Raw genomic sequence first — 12,899 nt, 5'->3', positions numbered from 1 at the left:
CGCCGCTCACCTGGAAAGGTGAGCGGCGCCTCGTTCTTGGTATTCGGAGGGCCCTGCGTCACATAAAGGTGCGCAGGCGGTCTTTTGCTTCGTCCGACAGGGGAGCGGAGCGGCGGGTGTTGATGTTCGTCAGCACCATGACCGAGGTTGCCTTCGCACGGACTTCGCCTTCGTTGATGAGCAGCTGCTCCAGGCCGATTGAGGAATTTCCGACCTTCGTCAGGCGCGTGCGGATTTCAACTTCGCCGGGCCACAGCACTTCAGCCAGGTAGTCGATGGTGATCGTCGCAAGCACAAAAGCGTCGTCGTCTGCGAAGATATCCTGCATCGACTGGATGATCTCCACACGACCGCACTCAAAGTAGGTCGCATAGACGGCGTTGTTGACATGGCCCTGCCTGTCAGTGTCGCCGTACCGGATCTTTTCAATTGCAGCCAGCGGGAAATCGCTGGCCTTCGGCTGTTCGTCACTCATACGGTCAGTCTGCCATGACTGTCGAGCTCCGTGAGTACAGTGGGGTGCGTGAAGAAGTCGGACATTGTCATTGTCGGCGCCGGTGCTGCCGGCACGCAGGTCGCCCAGGTGCTGTCGCGTGCTGGCAAGACGGCCGTGCTTGTTGACCCGCGGGACGAACCCGTTGAGCTCCCGCCCCTGACCGACGGCCTGTTCGGGGAGGCACTGACCGTCACGCCGCTGCCGGTGCCGGAGGGCATCCAGCGCATCACGGCTGAAGCCGTGCGCGTTGAACAGGGCGCTGTGCACCTGGCTGACGGGCGCGTGCTGGAGGCCGAATCGATTGTCATTGCCACGGGGCTCACTCCGCGCCCCTCACCCATTCCGGGCGGCTTCACGGTCGGCTCGCTGCCTGGGGCGCAGGCACTGCGCGATGCTGTTGTCGGTAGGGGAGACCCCCTGCCGCGGCTGGGTGTGCTGGGGTCTGGTTTCTTGGCTCTTGAGGTCGCGCGCTCCGCTGCAGACCGGGGCGTCGAGGTGTCACTCCACCTGCGCGGCGACCTTCCCCTGCCCGGGGCTAGTCCGGAGCTGGGTCAGGCCGTTCTTGCCCTCAACGAGGCCGCGGGCGTGAGCTTTGTTCCCCGCGCCTCGAATCCGGATGCGGCGTCCGCCGATGTGTGGGCCGCCGCCGTCGGTTCACGCCCCGCCGTTCCGGAGTGCCCGTGGCCGCTGACGTTCTCCGGCCGTCTGGCCGTGGGTGCTGATCTGCAGGTGGCGCCAGGTGTGTGGGCCATCGGCGACTGCGCCGAAGTCGTCGAAGGGCCGCACGCCGGTCTGGGCGACGGAGGTGCCGAACCAACAGCTCTGTCCCAGGGACTGTGGCTGGGCCGCGTCCTGGCCGGTGAAGATGGTGACGCCGTATGGCGCGAGGTGCCCTCCCGTTGGAGCTTCCAGGGCACCACCCGCGTGTTCACCGCCGGTGCTGCTTACCGGGCGTGCGATCCCACTCCCGTTGTTTTGGGTGATCCTGCCGCAGGCAGGGGGCAGCTGCTGTTCTTCAGCGGGCCTCACGATGACAGCGTGCTTTTTCGGGTAGAAACCATCGGCCTGCCGCCGGCGCACAATGCGGCCAAGCGGCTGCTCGGATCCGTCCTGGCCGAAGGGCTTGAGGCGATTGCGGACGGCCGTGACCTGCCGGGTGCTGTGACGCGTGCTGAAGCCGCCGCGCCGGATTTTGATATGCGCACACGTTCGCGCCAGCCGGCGGGGCGAATCGCCTGAAAGCCACTTGAGCACGGTTTATCCGACCACTCGGTAGAATCTTGGTGTTCATCAACGTCTAAGGAAGAGTCGCGCGTTCATGTCAATGAGTGATTTCGCCGCTGAGCACTCACTCGAGCGGGTGGGCGCCAGGGCGCCGTTTTTCACCTATATGCGCGAAGTGTGGCGGCGGCGCGACTTCACGGTGACACTGGCTCGCTACCGCATGCGCAGCGCCAATGAGCGCAACCGGCTGGGTCAGATGTGGGTGCTCCTGCGCCCATCGTTCTCCGCCCTCATCTACGGTCTGGTGTTCGGCTTCATCCTCGCCGGCAGCCGACCGCCGAACTTCGCCCCCTACGTCATCATCGGCGTGTTCATGCTCGAGTTCTACAACTCGTCCATGAACGGCGGAGCGAAGTCGATCATCTCGAACACCGCGCTCGTGCAGTCCCTGCCGTTCCCGCGCATGGTGCTGCCGCTGGCGAAGGTGCTCGAAGAGTTCTTCAACTTCATCCCAACCCTGCTGCTCATGGCGGTGCTCGTCATGATCGGCGGTGACCTCCCGAACCTCCAGTGGCTGCTCATGATCCCGCTGGTGGCGCTGTTCGCAATCCTCAACACCGGGGTCGCTCTCATCTTCGCTCGCCTGACGGTGCACTTCCGCGACCTGAGCCAGCTGACCCCGTTCATTTCGCGCATGATCTTCTACACCTCGGGAGTGTTCTTCAACCCCCTTGCGCTTGTTGAAGATAAGCCGGTCCTCAAGGCGATCTTCGACTGGCACCCCCTGTTCGAGGTGCTGTCACTGGGACGCGGAATCCTCATGGGCGCCTACGAAATTCACTGGAACTACTGGTGGCACCTGGCGGTGTGGGCATTCAGCCTGCTGATCATCGGCACAATCTTCTTCTGGCGAGCAGAGGAGCGCTATGGTCGAGAAAACTGATATCGATTCCAAGCCGCGCGAAGGCGAACCGGTTGTCGTCGTTGACGACCTCCACGTGACGTTCAAAACACTGGCCACAGGCAAACACCTGGCCCCGGGGCAGACCGGCGGGCTGTTCCAGCGCAAACGCAGCTACAAGGAAGTCGAAGCCCTCAAAGGCGTGTCCTTCACCGCCAACGCCAACGAGTCGATTGGCGTCATCGGCACGAACGGGTCCGGCAAATCGACCCTGATGCGGGCACTCACCGGGCTCATCCCTCCCACCCAGGGAGCCGTCTACGCAAGGTCCCGACCCAACCTTCTGGGTGTCGGTGCGGCACTCATCCGCGACCTTTCCGGCGGTCAGAACATCATCCTGGGTGGTCTGGCCATGGGCATGAAGCGCGAAGAGATCGAAGCGAAATACGACGAGATCGTTGAATTCACCGGTCTGCAGGAATTCATCGACATGCCGATGCGCACCTACTCGTCCGGTATGACCGCCCGGCTGAAGTTCGCCATTGCCACGGCCAAGGACTATGAAATCCTCATCGTCGACGAAGCCCTGGCAGTCGGCGACCGCCAGTTCCAGGAAAAGTCTGAAGCCCGCATCCGCGGCATCCGCGAATCCGCCGGTACCGTCTTCCTCGTTTCACACTCCATGCGGTCTATTCGCGACACGTGCAACAGGACAATCTGGATTGAAAAGGGCGTCCTCATGGCTGACGGTGACACCGACGACGTCGTCAAAGAATACGAAGCACACAGGTGAGCTGCGTGAGCATTGACCTTTCCCAACTGTGGGAACTCGATGAGCGTCCCGGCGTATCCTTCATCATGCCGGTGCTCAACGAAGAGAGCCGGATAGAACGCGCCGTGCAGACGGTGCTGAACCAGGAGTACCTGGGGCCAAAGGAAATCGTCATAGGCTTGGGGCCTTCAACCGACCGGACAGCTGAAATCGCCGAGCGCATGGCCCGCGACGATGCGCGCGTCCACGTGGTGCACAACCCCGCGGGCGATACTCCCACGAGCCTCAATCTGGCGATTGCCGAAACCCGCTATCCGGTCATCATCCGGGTTGACGCGCACTCCGAACTGCCGTCGGACTACGCGGCGATCGGAGTTGACACGCTGCGCGAAACGGGCGCTGCGAACGTCGGCGGACTCATGCGCGCGGTGGGGGAGACCCCGTTCCAAAAAGCCGTTGCTCGTGCCTACATGTCGCCCATAGGCCTGGGCGGACCCGCCTATCATTCGGGTGCGCAGGCGGGCCCCAGCGAATCTGCTTACCTCGGAATCTTCCGCCGTGAAGTCTTCGAACTCCTGGGCGGCTTCGACCCGTCCCTGCGCCGCGGGCAGGACTGGGAGCTCAACCTGCGCATCCGCGCGGCGGGCGGACTCGTGTGGTTCAACCCGGAACTCGTCGTCACCTACTGGCCGCGCGCCGATATCCGCAGCGTGGCCCAGCAGTTCTACGCGACAGGCAAATGGCGTGCCGAAATTGTGCGCCGACACAGCACCCGCAACAGCCTGCGGTACTTCGCCCCGCCGGTGCTCGTCGCAGGTCTTGCAACTGCCGCAGTGGGAACAGCGCTGCAGGCAACCGGCGCGGCTCGTCGCCTGCCTTCGCCCGTGCGGTGGGGAATCGGCGCAGCGCAAGTCGGTGCCGCCTCCTACGCCGCCGTCGTGTCAGCGCTCGCGCTGACGGCGAGGGGTGCTGACAGGCAGGAGCGCGCAGCCTTCGCCGCGGCCGTGCCGACCATGCACATTGCGTGGGGAACCGGCTTCCTCAAGGGCATCGTCACGGGAGCCGACCACAGCGATGCCGACCGATCAAGAACAGAGGCGCGCGGCACCTCGGCAGAAGACAGGACAGAAGAACAGGACCGCCCATGAGCAAGAAGTTTGAGTTCGGCAAACAGCCGGCGAAAGGGTTCAACGCCCCGCTCATTGCGGGTGGGCTCGTGCTGGTGGGCATCCTGATTGCTGTGGCGGTCTTCGTTCTCACGCCCAAGGACCGCCTGACGGTTGACGGCCTCAACACACCTGCCGTGGCGGCACTCGGCGGAGGTTCGGACTCCCTGCCGGCAAATTCGCTTGAAGCGGTCGAAGAGAACGCCAAGTTCGGCTACCTCCCGGCGGTTGACCTGGCGAAAACCGCCGATGACGACCTTGTGCTGGCCAACGCCGAATCCGTGCAGGCGGACCTCAACCTGGCCCAGCCTTTGAACGAAACGCCAACCGACAAGTTCCTGTCGTCCAAGATCCCGCCTGCCAAGAGCAAAGACGACGGGGAGCAGACGCGTCCGGGCACCCCGATCACCTTTGATGACGCTATGAAGCGCTACGGCAAATACCTGGTGTTCGCACCGCGGGTCGAATCGCAGGAAGTGCTCAGCGACGTCCTGGACATCACCGAAAAGCGCTCAGACCTGGATGCCCTCATTGTGCGCTCGACATCGCTCGATGTGCTCAGCGCTGCCGAAGAAGCCGGTGCCGCCGGAATGTACATTGGCGAAGTCACGTCGACCACCCCCGGCCAGCTGCAGGAAGCCGGAGTTTCGATGGTCGCGCTGGAAGCCGGCGAAGACAGCCTTGACACGGATGCCTACGACAGCGCGGGAATTCGCGTGTGGGCTTCCGGTGTTGCCTCAGAAAAGCAGCTCAAGGCGCTTGAGCAGGACGGCATCTTCGGCGCCCTGACCACTGATCCCTTTGCCGTCCAGCCGCCCGCTGTCAAAAGCAACAAGTGAATCGCGCCCCGCGCTTTCGCAGCTGAAGGAGAAACATGAGCCAGCCACTCGGCAAACCCGCACACATCGGCAATCTCGACGCTTCGCAGCTGGGCCCCCAGCCCACCTACCTGCCGGATGACCACCCGGATGTCGAGGCGCGCCGCCGCCTGGACGCCGGCGAAGAGCCCACTGACGTGGCCCACGACCTCCCGGCGTCCTGCCTGGCATGGGCCGAACTGTCCGACGAGGCCTTCTCCGAGGGTCGCCTGGTCGACTCCTACGCCTACGCCCGCGTGGGCTACCACCGCGGCCTTGACGCTCTGCGCCAGGCCGGTTGGCGCGGTGTCGGACCGATTCCGTACTCCCACGAGGTCAACCGCGGCTTCCTCCACGCTCTGTACAACCTGGGCCGGGCTGCCGCCGGCATCGGCGAAGCAGAAGAGGCCCAGCGGATTGAGAAGTTCCTCCGCGACTCCGATCCGGAGGCCATTGACCGCATCGGCTCTGGCAGCTGACGAGGCGCCGCTCGCCTTAGCCTGTGACTGACCGGGGCTGCTCCTGACGTGTGGGGCTGCCCCGGTTTTGTCTGCCGGCGGGGTGCTCGTGGGCCCCGTCAGTGCGCAGTGCCCCGCATCACATTTCTGCCCATCCGATAGAATGGGATGGCAACGGCGGTCATCCGCCTTTTTGTATGCGCTTAATGTGCGAAGAAGTCAACGTGAGGTGACGAATGCCTGCAATCGTGGTCGTCGGTGCCCAGTGGGGCGACGAAGGCAAGGGCAAGACCACAGACATCCTGGGTACCCAGGTCGACTACGTCGTGAAGCCCAACGGCGGCAATAACGCCGGGCACACGGTGGTCGTCGGCGGCGAAAAGTACGAACTCAAGCTGCTGCCCGCAGGTATTCTGTCGCCGAATGTCACGCCTGTGATCGGCAACGGCGTCGTCGTCAACCTCGAAGCGCTGTTCGACGAAATCGAGGGCCTGGAAGCACGCGGTGCTGACACCTCGAAGCTCAAGATCTCCGCCAACGCGCACCTGGTGGCGCCTTTCCACCAGACGCTGGACAAGGTTACGGAGCGCTTCCTGGGCAAGCGCGCAATCGGCACCACCGGCCGCGGAATCGGCCCCACCTACATGGACAAGACCGCACGCCTGGGCATCCGCGTGCAGGACCTTTTCGACGAATCGATTCTGCGTCAGAAGATCGAAGGCTCCCTGCGCCAGAAGAACGAACTTCTAGTCAAGGTGTACAACCGCCGCGATGTCACGGTCGACGAAATCATGGAGTACTTCGCGCAGTACCGCGACCGCATTGCGCCGATGGTGGCGGAAACCGAACTGCTGCTCAACAAAGCACTCGACGAAGGCAAGGTCGTTGTCATGGAAGGCGGCCAGGCCACCATGCTCGATGTCGACCACGGCACCTACCCGTTTGTCACCTCGTCTAACCCCACCGCCGGCGGTGCCTGCGTCGGCTCCGGCATTGGCCCCACCCGCATCAACCGCGTCGTCGGCATCGTGAAGGCCTACACCACCCGCGTCGGCGCAGGCCCATTCCCCACGGAGCTCTTCGACGACATGGGCGAGTACCTGCAGAAGCAGGGCGGCGAATTCGGCGTCAACACCGGCCGTCCGCGCCGCTGTGGCTGGTTCGACTCGGTCATCGCCCGCTACGCAAGCCGCGTCAACGGCTTCACCGACTACGTGCTGACCAAACTCGACGTGCTCGACGACCTGGACGAAATCCCGGTGTGTGTGGCCTACGAGGTCGACGGTGAGCGCTTTGACGAAATGCCGATGTCCCAGTCGGACTTCCACCACGCCAAGCCGATCTACGAAACCTTCCCGGGCTGGAAGGAAGACATCTCCGGCTGCCGCACTTTCGATGACCTGCCGAAGAACGCACAGGACTATGTGCTGGCGCTTGAGCGCATGTCCGGCTGCCGAATCTCGGTCATCGGCGTGGGCCCCGACCGCGAACAGTCGATCGTCCGCCACGACCTGCTGGACTGATCTGCTGAGTTGATCTGCTCAGGGGTGCGTGCCGGTTACCCTTGTGGCATGCACTCAACCCCGCAGATACCCGAACCCGTGCAGAAGGTTCCCCACGAGCGGACCTTCCACGGCGACACGTTCGTCGACAACTACGAATGGATGCGCGACAAAGACAGCCCGCAGGTCCGTGACTACCTGGACCGCGAAAACGCGTACACGGATGCTCGCACGGAGCACCTGAACGGCCTGCGTGAGCGGATTTTCGACGAGATCCGTTCGCGCACAAAGGAAACCGACCTCTCAGTTCCCGCCCGCCGCGGTGGCCACTGGTACTTCACCCGCACCTCCGAGGGGAAGAACTACCCCGCCTACTGCCGCGTCCCAGTGCGCGACGCTGACAGCTGGACTCCACCCGGCATCGAACCGGGTGTGGCTCTGGACGGCGAAGAACAGCTCATCGACTTCAACGTCGAAGCCGGTGACAGCAGCTTCTTCGCAGTCGGCTCGCTCGATGTTTCCCCCGACGGAAAACTGCTCGTCCACGCCGTGGACAGGGTTGGCGATGAGCGCTTCACACTGCGCATCCGCAACCTGGAAACCGGTGAAGATCTGCCCGACGAGATTCCCGGCATCTTCTACGGAGCATGCTTCGACGGCACCGGCAAGCACATCTACTACACGACAGTGGATGATTCCTGGCGCCCCGACACCGTGTGGCGGCACACACTGGGTGCGTCGACGGACAGCGACGAGGCTGTGTTCCGAGAAGACGACGAAAGGTTCTTCGTCGGCGCTGAACTTTCCCGCACTGGCGACTACCTGTTCATCTCGACCGAAGCCAAGACCACGTCCGGCACCTGGTTCATCCCCACCTCGGACCCGACCGCCGAACCGCAGCCGGTGTGGCCGCGTGAGCAGGACGTCGACTATTCGGTCGAGCACGCCGTGGTCGACGGGGAAGATCGCTTCCTCATCGTCCACAACCGCGACCGCGCCGACTTCGACATCGTCGATGTTCCAGCGGCAGCCCCTGGCACCTCGGCAGACCCCGGCACCTCGGCAGACTCCGCGGATCAGGCTCGCCGCGTGCTGCGGGACGTCACCGGCACGCGCATTGAAGAAGTCCAAGCCTTCAGCGGCCTCATTGCCGTCGGCTACAGGCGCGCGGGCTTTGCCCGGGTCGGCATCATCGACCTGAACGCGGCAGCCGAAGACGGGGTGCGCCCGATGACGGAGATCGACTCCGGTGAAGACGCCGGCTACCGCTTCATCGCAGCGGACAACCACGCCTTCGACCAGCCGCACGTGCGAGTCACGGTGGGCTCGCTCGTTCGTCCGCACACGGTCGCTGACTGCACTCCGACCAGCACGCAGATCCGCAAGGTGACAGAGGTGCCCGGCGTGGACCTCGGCGCATATTCGCAGACCCTGGAGTGGGCGACGGCTGCCGACGGCACGCAGATTCCGGTGAGCCTTGTGTGGCGCACCGACGCTGTTGACCGCAGCGGCCCGGCACCGCTCAACCTGTACGGCTACGGAAGCTATGAGGCCTCCATGGACCCTGCGTTCTCGGCCGCCCGTTTGAGCCTGCTGGACCGCGGTGTCGTGTTCGCGATCGCCCACATTCGCGGTGGTGGCGAAATGGGCCGCCACTGGTACGAACAGGGCCGCATGGAGTTCAAGAAGAACACCTTCACCGACTTCATCGACGTCGCCGACCACCTGATCAGCACCGGCTGGACGACAGCCGAGCGCATGGTTGCCCGCGGCGGTTCCGCCGGTGGTCTGCTCATGGGTGCTGTGGCAAACATGGCCCCGGACCGCTTCGCCGGGATCATCGCGGATGTCCCGTTCGTCGATTCGCTCACCTCGATGCTCATGCCGGAGCTTCCGCTGACCGTCATCGAATGGGAAGAGTGGGGCGACCCGCTGCACTCCAAGGAGTTCTACGAGTACATGCGCAGCTACGCGCCGTACGAAAACGTCACGCAGCAACAGTACCCGCCGATTTTGGCGATCACGTCACTCAACGACACCCGCGTGCTGTACGTCGAACCGGCCAAGTGGACGGCCCGCCTGCGCGAAGTCGGCGCCGATGTCATCCTCAAGACCGACATGACATCCGGTCACGGTGGAGCATCCGGCCGTTATGACTCGTGGCGAGAAACAGCGTTTTGGATGGCCTGGATGCTTGACCGTCTGGGCCTGGCCGAAAGCGGCGAACAGTGAGCCCGACGCTCATCGCGGCAGCCGTCTTCACCCTGCTGGGCTTCGGCGTGGCAGCACTTCTGTGGTTTCCGACGCGCGCCGCGGCCGCCGGCCGGCTTGGCCCCAACGACCGGTGGGGCATCCGCATGGGTGCCACCCGCCGCTCACCGGAAGTGTGGCAGCACGCCCACCGGGCCGCGTTCATCTACATTGCCGCAGCACCGTGGATCGCCGTGATCTCACTGCTGGCCACAATCGCCCTGGCCGTGTGGGTCAGCGAAGGCGGGGCGCTCATGATGGCGCTGCTGGGCCTGTGCGGGCAGATCTTCATCGGCATCTTCGGCACCGTGTTCGCCATCATCGCCGCCCGCGGCAAACGGTAGACCGCCGGTTCCAGAACCGGTGCCCAGCGGCAGCCGCACCGGACCGCGGACAGCAAGCGGCGCCTCGTCAGAAGAATGACGAGGCGCCGCTTGTCTCTGTGCCGGTGTTAGGTGATCAGCTCAGCTGGGTCAGCTGCCCAGGCGCTTGGATGCGATCTCAGCGCCCTGCGCGAGGCTCTCGAGCTTCGCCCAGGCGATTTCAGGGTGGACGCGTCCGCCCAGACCGCAGTCGGTCGAGGCGACGACGTTTTCGGGGCCCACCAGGCGGGCAAAGCGCTCAATGCGGTCTGCCACCAGCTGCGGGTGCTCAACGATATTCGTCGAGTGGGACACGATGCCGGGGATGATGTACTTGCCGTCGGGCAGCTTGGTGTCCTCCCAGATGCGCCATTCGTGTTCGTGGCGGACATTCGCGGCTTCGAAGGTGATGCCGGCGGCGTTGATGCTCAGTACATCGTCGACGATCTCTTCGAAGGGCAGGTCCGTAACGTGCGGGCCGTGCCAGGAACCCCAACAGGTGTGGAAGCGCACCTGCTGCGGGTCGATGCCGCGCAGTGCGTAGTTGAGCGCCTCAATGCGGGGGCGCGTGAACTCGCGGTACTCCTCGAACGTGGGGGCGGGGTTGATCTGGTCCCAGTTCTCAGCAATCGAAGGGTCGTCGATCTGGATGATGAACCCGGCTTCGGCAATCGCCAGGTACTCTTCACGGAAGACATCGGCCATGGCCCAGATGAACTCTTCGTCGCTGTCGTAGCAGCCGTTCTCGATGCGTGCGGCGGAGCTTGGGCCGAGCGAGTTGATGTAGGCGGTCGACGGATCGATGCCGGCTGTCTCGCAGGCCTTCTTCAGGTTCTGGATGTCACGCTGGATGAGCTCCTGGCCGACGTAGCGCACCGGCTCAACAGCCACGGGGAACTGCGGCTGCACGCCGGTGTCAGCGCCGGAAGCTTCCGCCTCGCCGTACACGCCGGGGAACAGGTGGCGGTCGCGGCGGTCGGGGAAGCTGGTCAGCACGACCTTGCCCGGTTCGGAGCGGACCGGGGGAGCGTTGAGGAAGTGCACATCCTGCAGTTCAAGGCCCGAGGTGCGCTCAAAGGAGTAGTGCCACCAGGCGCCGTAGTCCTTTTCGGCGGCCATGGCGTGACCGTATTCGCCGTCATTGACTTCCGTGATGCCGACGTCCTTCTGGCGCTTGACGATGTCGACAACGGAATCGGTCAGCAGCTGTCCGAACTCGTCTGTGTCGATGTTGTCATCAAAGCGCGCGGCGTTGGCGGCGATGAGCTTGTCGGTGCGCGGCAGCGAGCCGGCGTGGGAAACGCGAATGGTCATGATGCTCCTTTCTGGATGAATTTTTTTCATCATATGAACGGGCAAACATGCGTGTTCCGACGTTGACGCATTTCGGAATATTTGTGCAATAAAAGCGGCGCCCCGTCATAAAGTGACGAGGCGCCGCTTGGCTGAGGCGCTGTGCTCAGGTGAGCACGGTTTGCGTCAGTCGGCCACGTAGTACAGGCGCTTGTTGACGAATTCGTCCATGCCGACGGGGCCGAGTTCACGGCCGTAGCCGGAGCGCTTCACACCGCCGAACGGCAGGTATTCGGCGCCGGCCTTCGGGATGTTGACCGAAGCCATGCCCACGTCCAGCCGGTCGGAGACCTTCTGGGCGCGTTCGACGTCTTCGCTGAAGACCGTGCCGCCCAGACCGAACTGGGTGTTGTTGGCAAGCTCCAGCGCTTCTTCGTCAGAGGACACCGGGTAGGCCACGAGCACCGGACCGAAGAACTCTTCGTAGTAGATGTCCGAGCCCACCGGAATGTCGGTGATGACGGTCGGGGACACGTAAGCGCCCTCGTCGGAGATCTGCCCACCGGTGCGGATGGTGGCGCCGGCGTCCTTGGCGCGCAGAATCTGGTCGTAGAGGTTCTCAGCTGCTGCACGCGAAGACAGCGGCATGTAGACGTTCGGGTCTTCGCTGGTGTAGTCGCCGGGAGTGGCCTCAGATGCCAGCCGGACCAGTTCGTCAACGAACTCTTCGTACATGTCGTCCATGACGATGATCCGCTTGTTCGAGTTGCACGCCTGGCCGGTGTTGAACAGGCGGGTCTTGTAGGCAAGCTGAGCCGAAGCCTTGACGTCCGAGGAGTCCAGCACGATGTACGGGTCGGAACCGCCGAGTTCAAGAACGGCCTTCTTCAGCGCCTTGCCCGCCTGAGCCGAAATCGCAGCGCCTGCGCGCTCGGAACCGGTGAGCGAAACACCGGCGATGCGGTCATCGGCAATGACCTTCGAAATCTGGTCGTGCTTTGCGTAGATGTTCTGGAAAACACCTTCCGGCACGCCGGCCTCCAGCATGATCTCTTCCATCACGCCAGCGGACTTTGCGCAGATTTCTGCGTGCTTGAGAACGATCGCATTGCCCAGCATGAGGTTGGGGGATGCGAAGCGAGCCACCTGGTAGTAGGGGAAGTTCCACGGCATGATGCCGAGGATGGTGCCGACCGGCTTGTGCTGCATGACAGCCTTGCCGCCGGGGGCATCCAGCGGAACATCCTTGGTGAACTCTGCGGCGTTGTCGGCGTAGTACCGGTAGATCTTTGCGCAGTACTTGGCTTCGCCGATGGCCTCCGAGCGGCGCTTGCCCATTTCGACGCCGATGATTTCGGCGAGCTCTTCGGCGCGCTCGTTGTAGAGGTCGGCAACGCGGTGGACGATCTTCGCCCGTTCGCTCATGTCGAGCTCAGCCCATTCGCGCTGGGCCTTTTCTGCCTTTGCGAGAACTGCTTCGAGTTCGTCGTCGCTGATGGCCGGGAACGTTTCAACGGTCGCACCCGTTGCCGGGTTGATGACCTTGTAGTCCATGCTCATTCAGTCCTCCTTGGTGTAGAACAGGCGTTTGTTGACGAATTCGTCCATGCCGACGGGG

The 12,899-nt window shown here is 63.6% G+C and carries 12 protein-coding genes; 9 read left to right on the top strand and 3 right to left on the bottom strand.

Features of this window, described 5'->3' with window-relative positions; translation table 11 throughout:
• Positions 1 to 58: 58 nt before the first annotated feature.
• Positions 59 to 475: an acyl-CoA thioesterase gene (locus HMPREF3087_RS02265; RefSeq protein ID WP_070427900.1), complete on the bottom strand. Its 417-nt coding sequence runs from the start codon at positions 473 to 475 to the stop codon at positions 59 to 61.
• A gap of 48 nt (positions 476 to 523) precedes the next feature.
• Here HMPREF3087_RS02265 and HMPREF3087_RS02260 point away from each other — a divergent pair, with 48 nt between their 5' ends.
• The 9 genes from HMPREF3087_RS02260 (at position 524) to HMPREF3087_RS02220 (ending at position 9,970) form a co-directional block, all read left to right on the top strand.
• Positions 524 to 1,735: an FAD-dependent oxidoreductase gene (locus HMPREF3087_RS02260; protein ID WP_070427899.1), complete on the top strand. Its 1,212-nt coding sequence runs from the start codon at positions 524 to 526 to the stop codon at positions 1,733 to 1,735.
• Between the two features lie 79 nt (positions 1,736 to 1,814).
• Entirely contained in the window at positions 1,815 to 2,663 is an 849-nt protein-coding gene (locus HMPREF3087_RS02255) for an ABC transporter permease (protein WP_026022848.1), read from the top strand.
• Positions 2,647 to 3,414 (top strand): ABC transporter ATP-binding protein, encoded by a 768-nt coding sequence (locus HMPREF3087_RS02250; RefSeq protein ID WP_070427898.1) that lies wholly within the window; start codon positions 2,647 to 2,649, stop codon positions 3,412 to 3,414. Before HMPREF3087_RS02255 ends, HMPREF3087_RS02250 begins: the two co-directional genes overlap by 17 nt.
• 5 nt (positions 3,415 to 3,419) lie before the next feature.
• The gene (locus HMPREF3087_RS02245) at positions 3,420 to 4,541 is read left to right on the top strand and encodes a glycosyltransferase family 2 protein (protein WP_070427897.1); all 1,122 of its coding nucleotides are present in this window, start codon (positions 3,420 to 3,422) and stop codon (positions 4,539 to 4,541) included.
• Positions 4,538 to 5,398, top strand: a complete 861-nt coding sequence (locus tag HMPREF3087_RS02240) for a hypothetical protein (protein WP_070427896.1) — start codon at positions 4,538 to 4,540, stop codon at positions 5,396 to 5,398. The genes HMPREF3087_RS02245 and HMPREF3087_RS02240 overlap by 4 nt, the downstream gene beginning before the upstream one ends.
• A gap of 35 nt (positions 5,399 to 5,433) precedes the next feature.
• Positions 5,434 to 5,895, top strand: a complete 462-nt coding sequence (locus HMPREF3087_RS02235; protein WP_019175898.1) for a DUF3151 domain-containing protein — start codon at positions 5,434 to 5,436, stop codon at positions 5,893 to 5,895.
• Positions 5,896 to 6,110: 215 nt separating this feature from the next.
• A complete protein-coding gene (locus tag HMPREF3087_RS02230) occupies positions 6,111 to 7,397 on the top strand; it encodes an adenylosuccinate synthase (RefSeq protein ID WP_070427895.1) in 1,287 nt (428 codons plus the stop codon).
• A gap of 48 nt (positions 7,398 to 7,445) precedes the next feature.
• A complete protein-coding gene (locus HMPREF3087_RS02225; protein WP_070427894.1) occupies positions 7,446 to 9,608 on the top strand; it encodes a S9 family peptidase in 2,163 nt (720 codons plus the stop codon).
• Positions 9,605 to 9,970: an SdpI family protein gene (locus HMPREF3087_RS02220; protein WP_070427893.1), complete on the top strand. Its 366-nt coding sequence runs from the start codon at positions 9,605 to 9,607 to the stop codon at positions 9,968 to 9,970. Before HMPREF3087_RS02225 ends, HMPREF3087_RS02220 begins: the two co-directional genes overlap by 4 nt.
• A gap of 129 nt (positions 9,971 to 10,099) precedes the next feature.
• Here HMPREF3087_RS02220 and HMPREF3087_RS02215 read toward each other — a convergent pair whose 3' ends face one another.
• Both HMPREF3087_RS02215 and HMPREF3087_RS02210 read right to left on the bottom strand, forming a co-directional pair.
• Positions 10,100 to 11,302 carry a cobalamin-independent methionine synthase II family protein gene (locus HMPREF3087_RS02215; RefSeq protein WP_070427892.1) on the bottom strand — a complete coding sequence of 401 codons (1,203 nt, stop codon included), beginning with the start codon at positions 11,300 to 11,302 and terminating at the stop codon, positions 10,100 to 10,102.
• A 165-nt stretch (positions 11,303 to 11,467) separates the two neighbouring features.
• The gene (locus tag HMPREF3087_RS02210) at positions 11,468 to 12,841 is read right to left on the bottom strand and encodes an NAD-dependent succinate-semialdehyde dehydrogenase (RefSeq protein ID WP_070427891.1); all 1,374 of its coding nucleotides are present in this window, start codon (positions 12,839 to 12,841) and stop codon (positions 11,468 to 11,470) included.
• Positions 12,842 to 12,899: the final 58 nt, after the last annotated feature.

It is taken from the genome of Brevibacterium sp. HMSC22B09, from assembly GCF_001806795.1.
In the GTDB taxonomy this organism is placed as follows: Bacteria; Actinomycetota; Actinomycetes; order Actinomycetales; family Brevibacteriaceae; genus Brevibacterium; species Brevibacterium ravenspurgense.
Note: the sequence above shows the minus strand (reverse complement) of the source record. Positions and strands in the feature narration are given on the sequence as shown.

Excerpts from the sequence above, each read along its gene's own strand:
- HMPREF3087_RS02265 (WP_070427900.1), bottom strand. The coding sequence starts at position 475 with ATGAGTGACGAACAGCCGAAGGCCAGCGATTTCCCGCTGGCTGCAATT.
- HMPREF3087_RS02255 (WP_026022848.1), top strand. The coding sequence starts at position 1,815 with ATGTCAATGAGTGATTTCGCCGCTGAGCACTCACTCGAGCGGGTGGGC.
- HMPREF3087_RS02250 (WP_070427898.1), top strand. The coding sequence starts at position 2,647 with ATGGTCGAGAAAACTGATATCGATTCCAAGCCGCGCGAAGGCGAACCG.
- HMPREF3087_RS02240 (WP_070427896.1), top strand. The coding sequence starts at position 4,538 with ATGAGCAAGAAGTTTGAGTTCGGCAAACAGCCGGCGAAAGGGTTCAAC.
- HMPREF3087_RS02235 (WP_019175898.1), top strand. The coding sequence starts at position 5,434 with ATGAGCCAGCCACTCGGCAAACCCGCACACATCGGCAATCTCGACGCT.
- HMPREF3087_RS02230 (WP_070427895.1), top strand. The coding sequence starts at position 6,111 with ATGCCTGCAATCGTGGTCGTCGGTGCCCAGTGGGGCGACGAAGGCAAG.
- HMPREF3087_RS02225 (WP_070427894.1), top strand. The coding sequence starts at position 7,446 with ATGCACTCAACCCCGCAGATACCCGAACCCGTGCAGAAGGTTCCCCAC.
- HMPREF3087_RS02215 (WP_070427892.1), bottom strand. The coding sequence starts at position 11,302 with ATGACCATTCGCGTTTCCCACGCCGGCTCGCTGCCGCGCACCGACAAG.
- HMPREF3087_RS02210 (WP_070427891.1), bottom strand. The coding sequence starts at position 12,841 with ATGAGCATGGACTACAAGGTCATCAACCCGGCAACGGGTGCGACCGTT.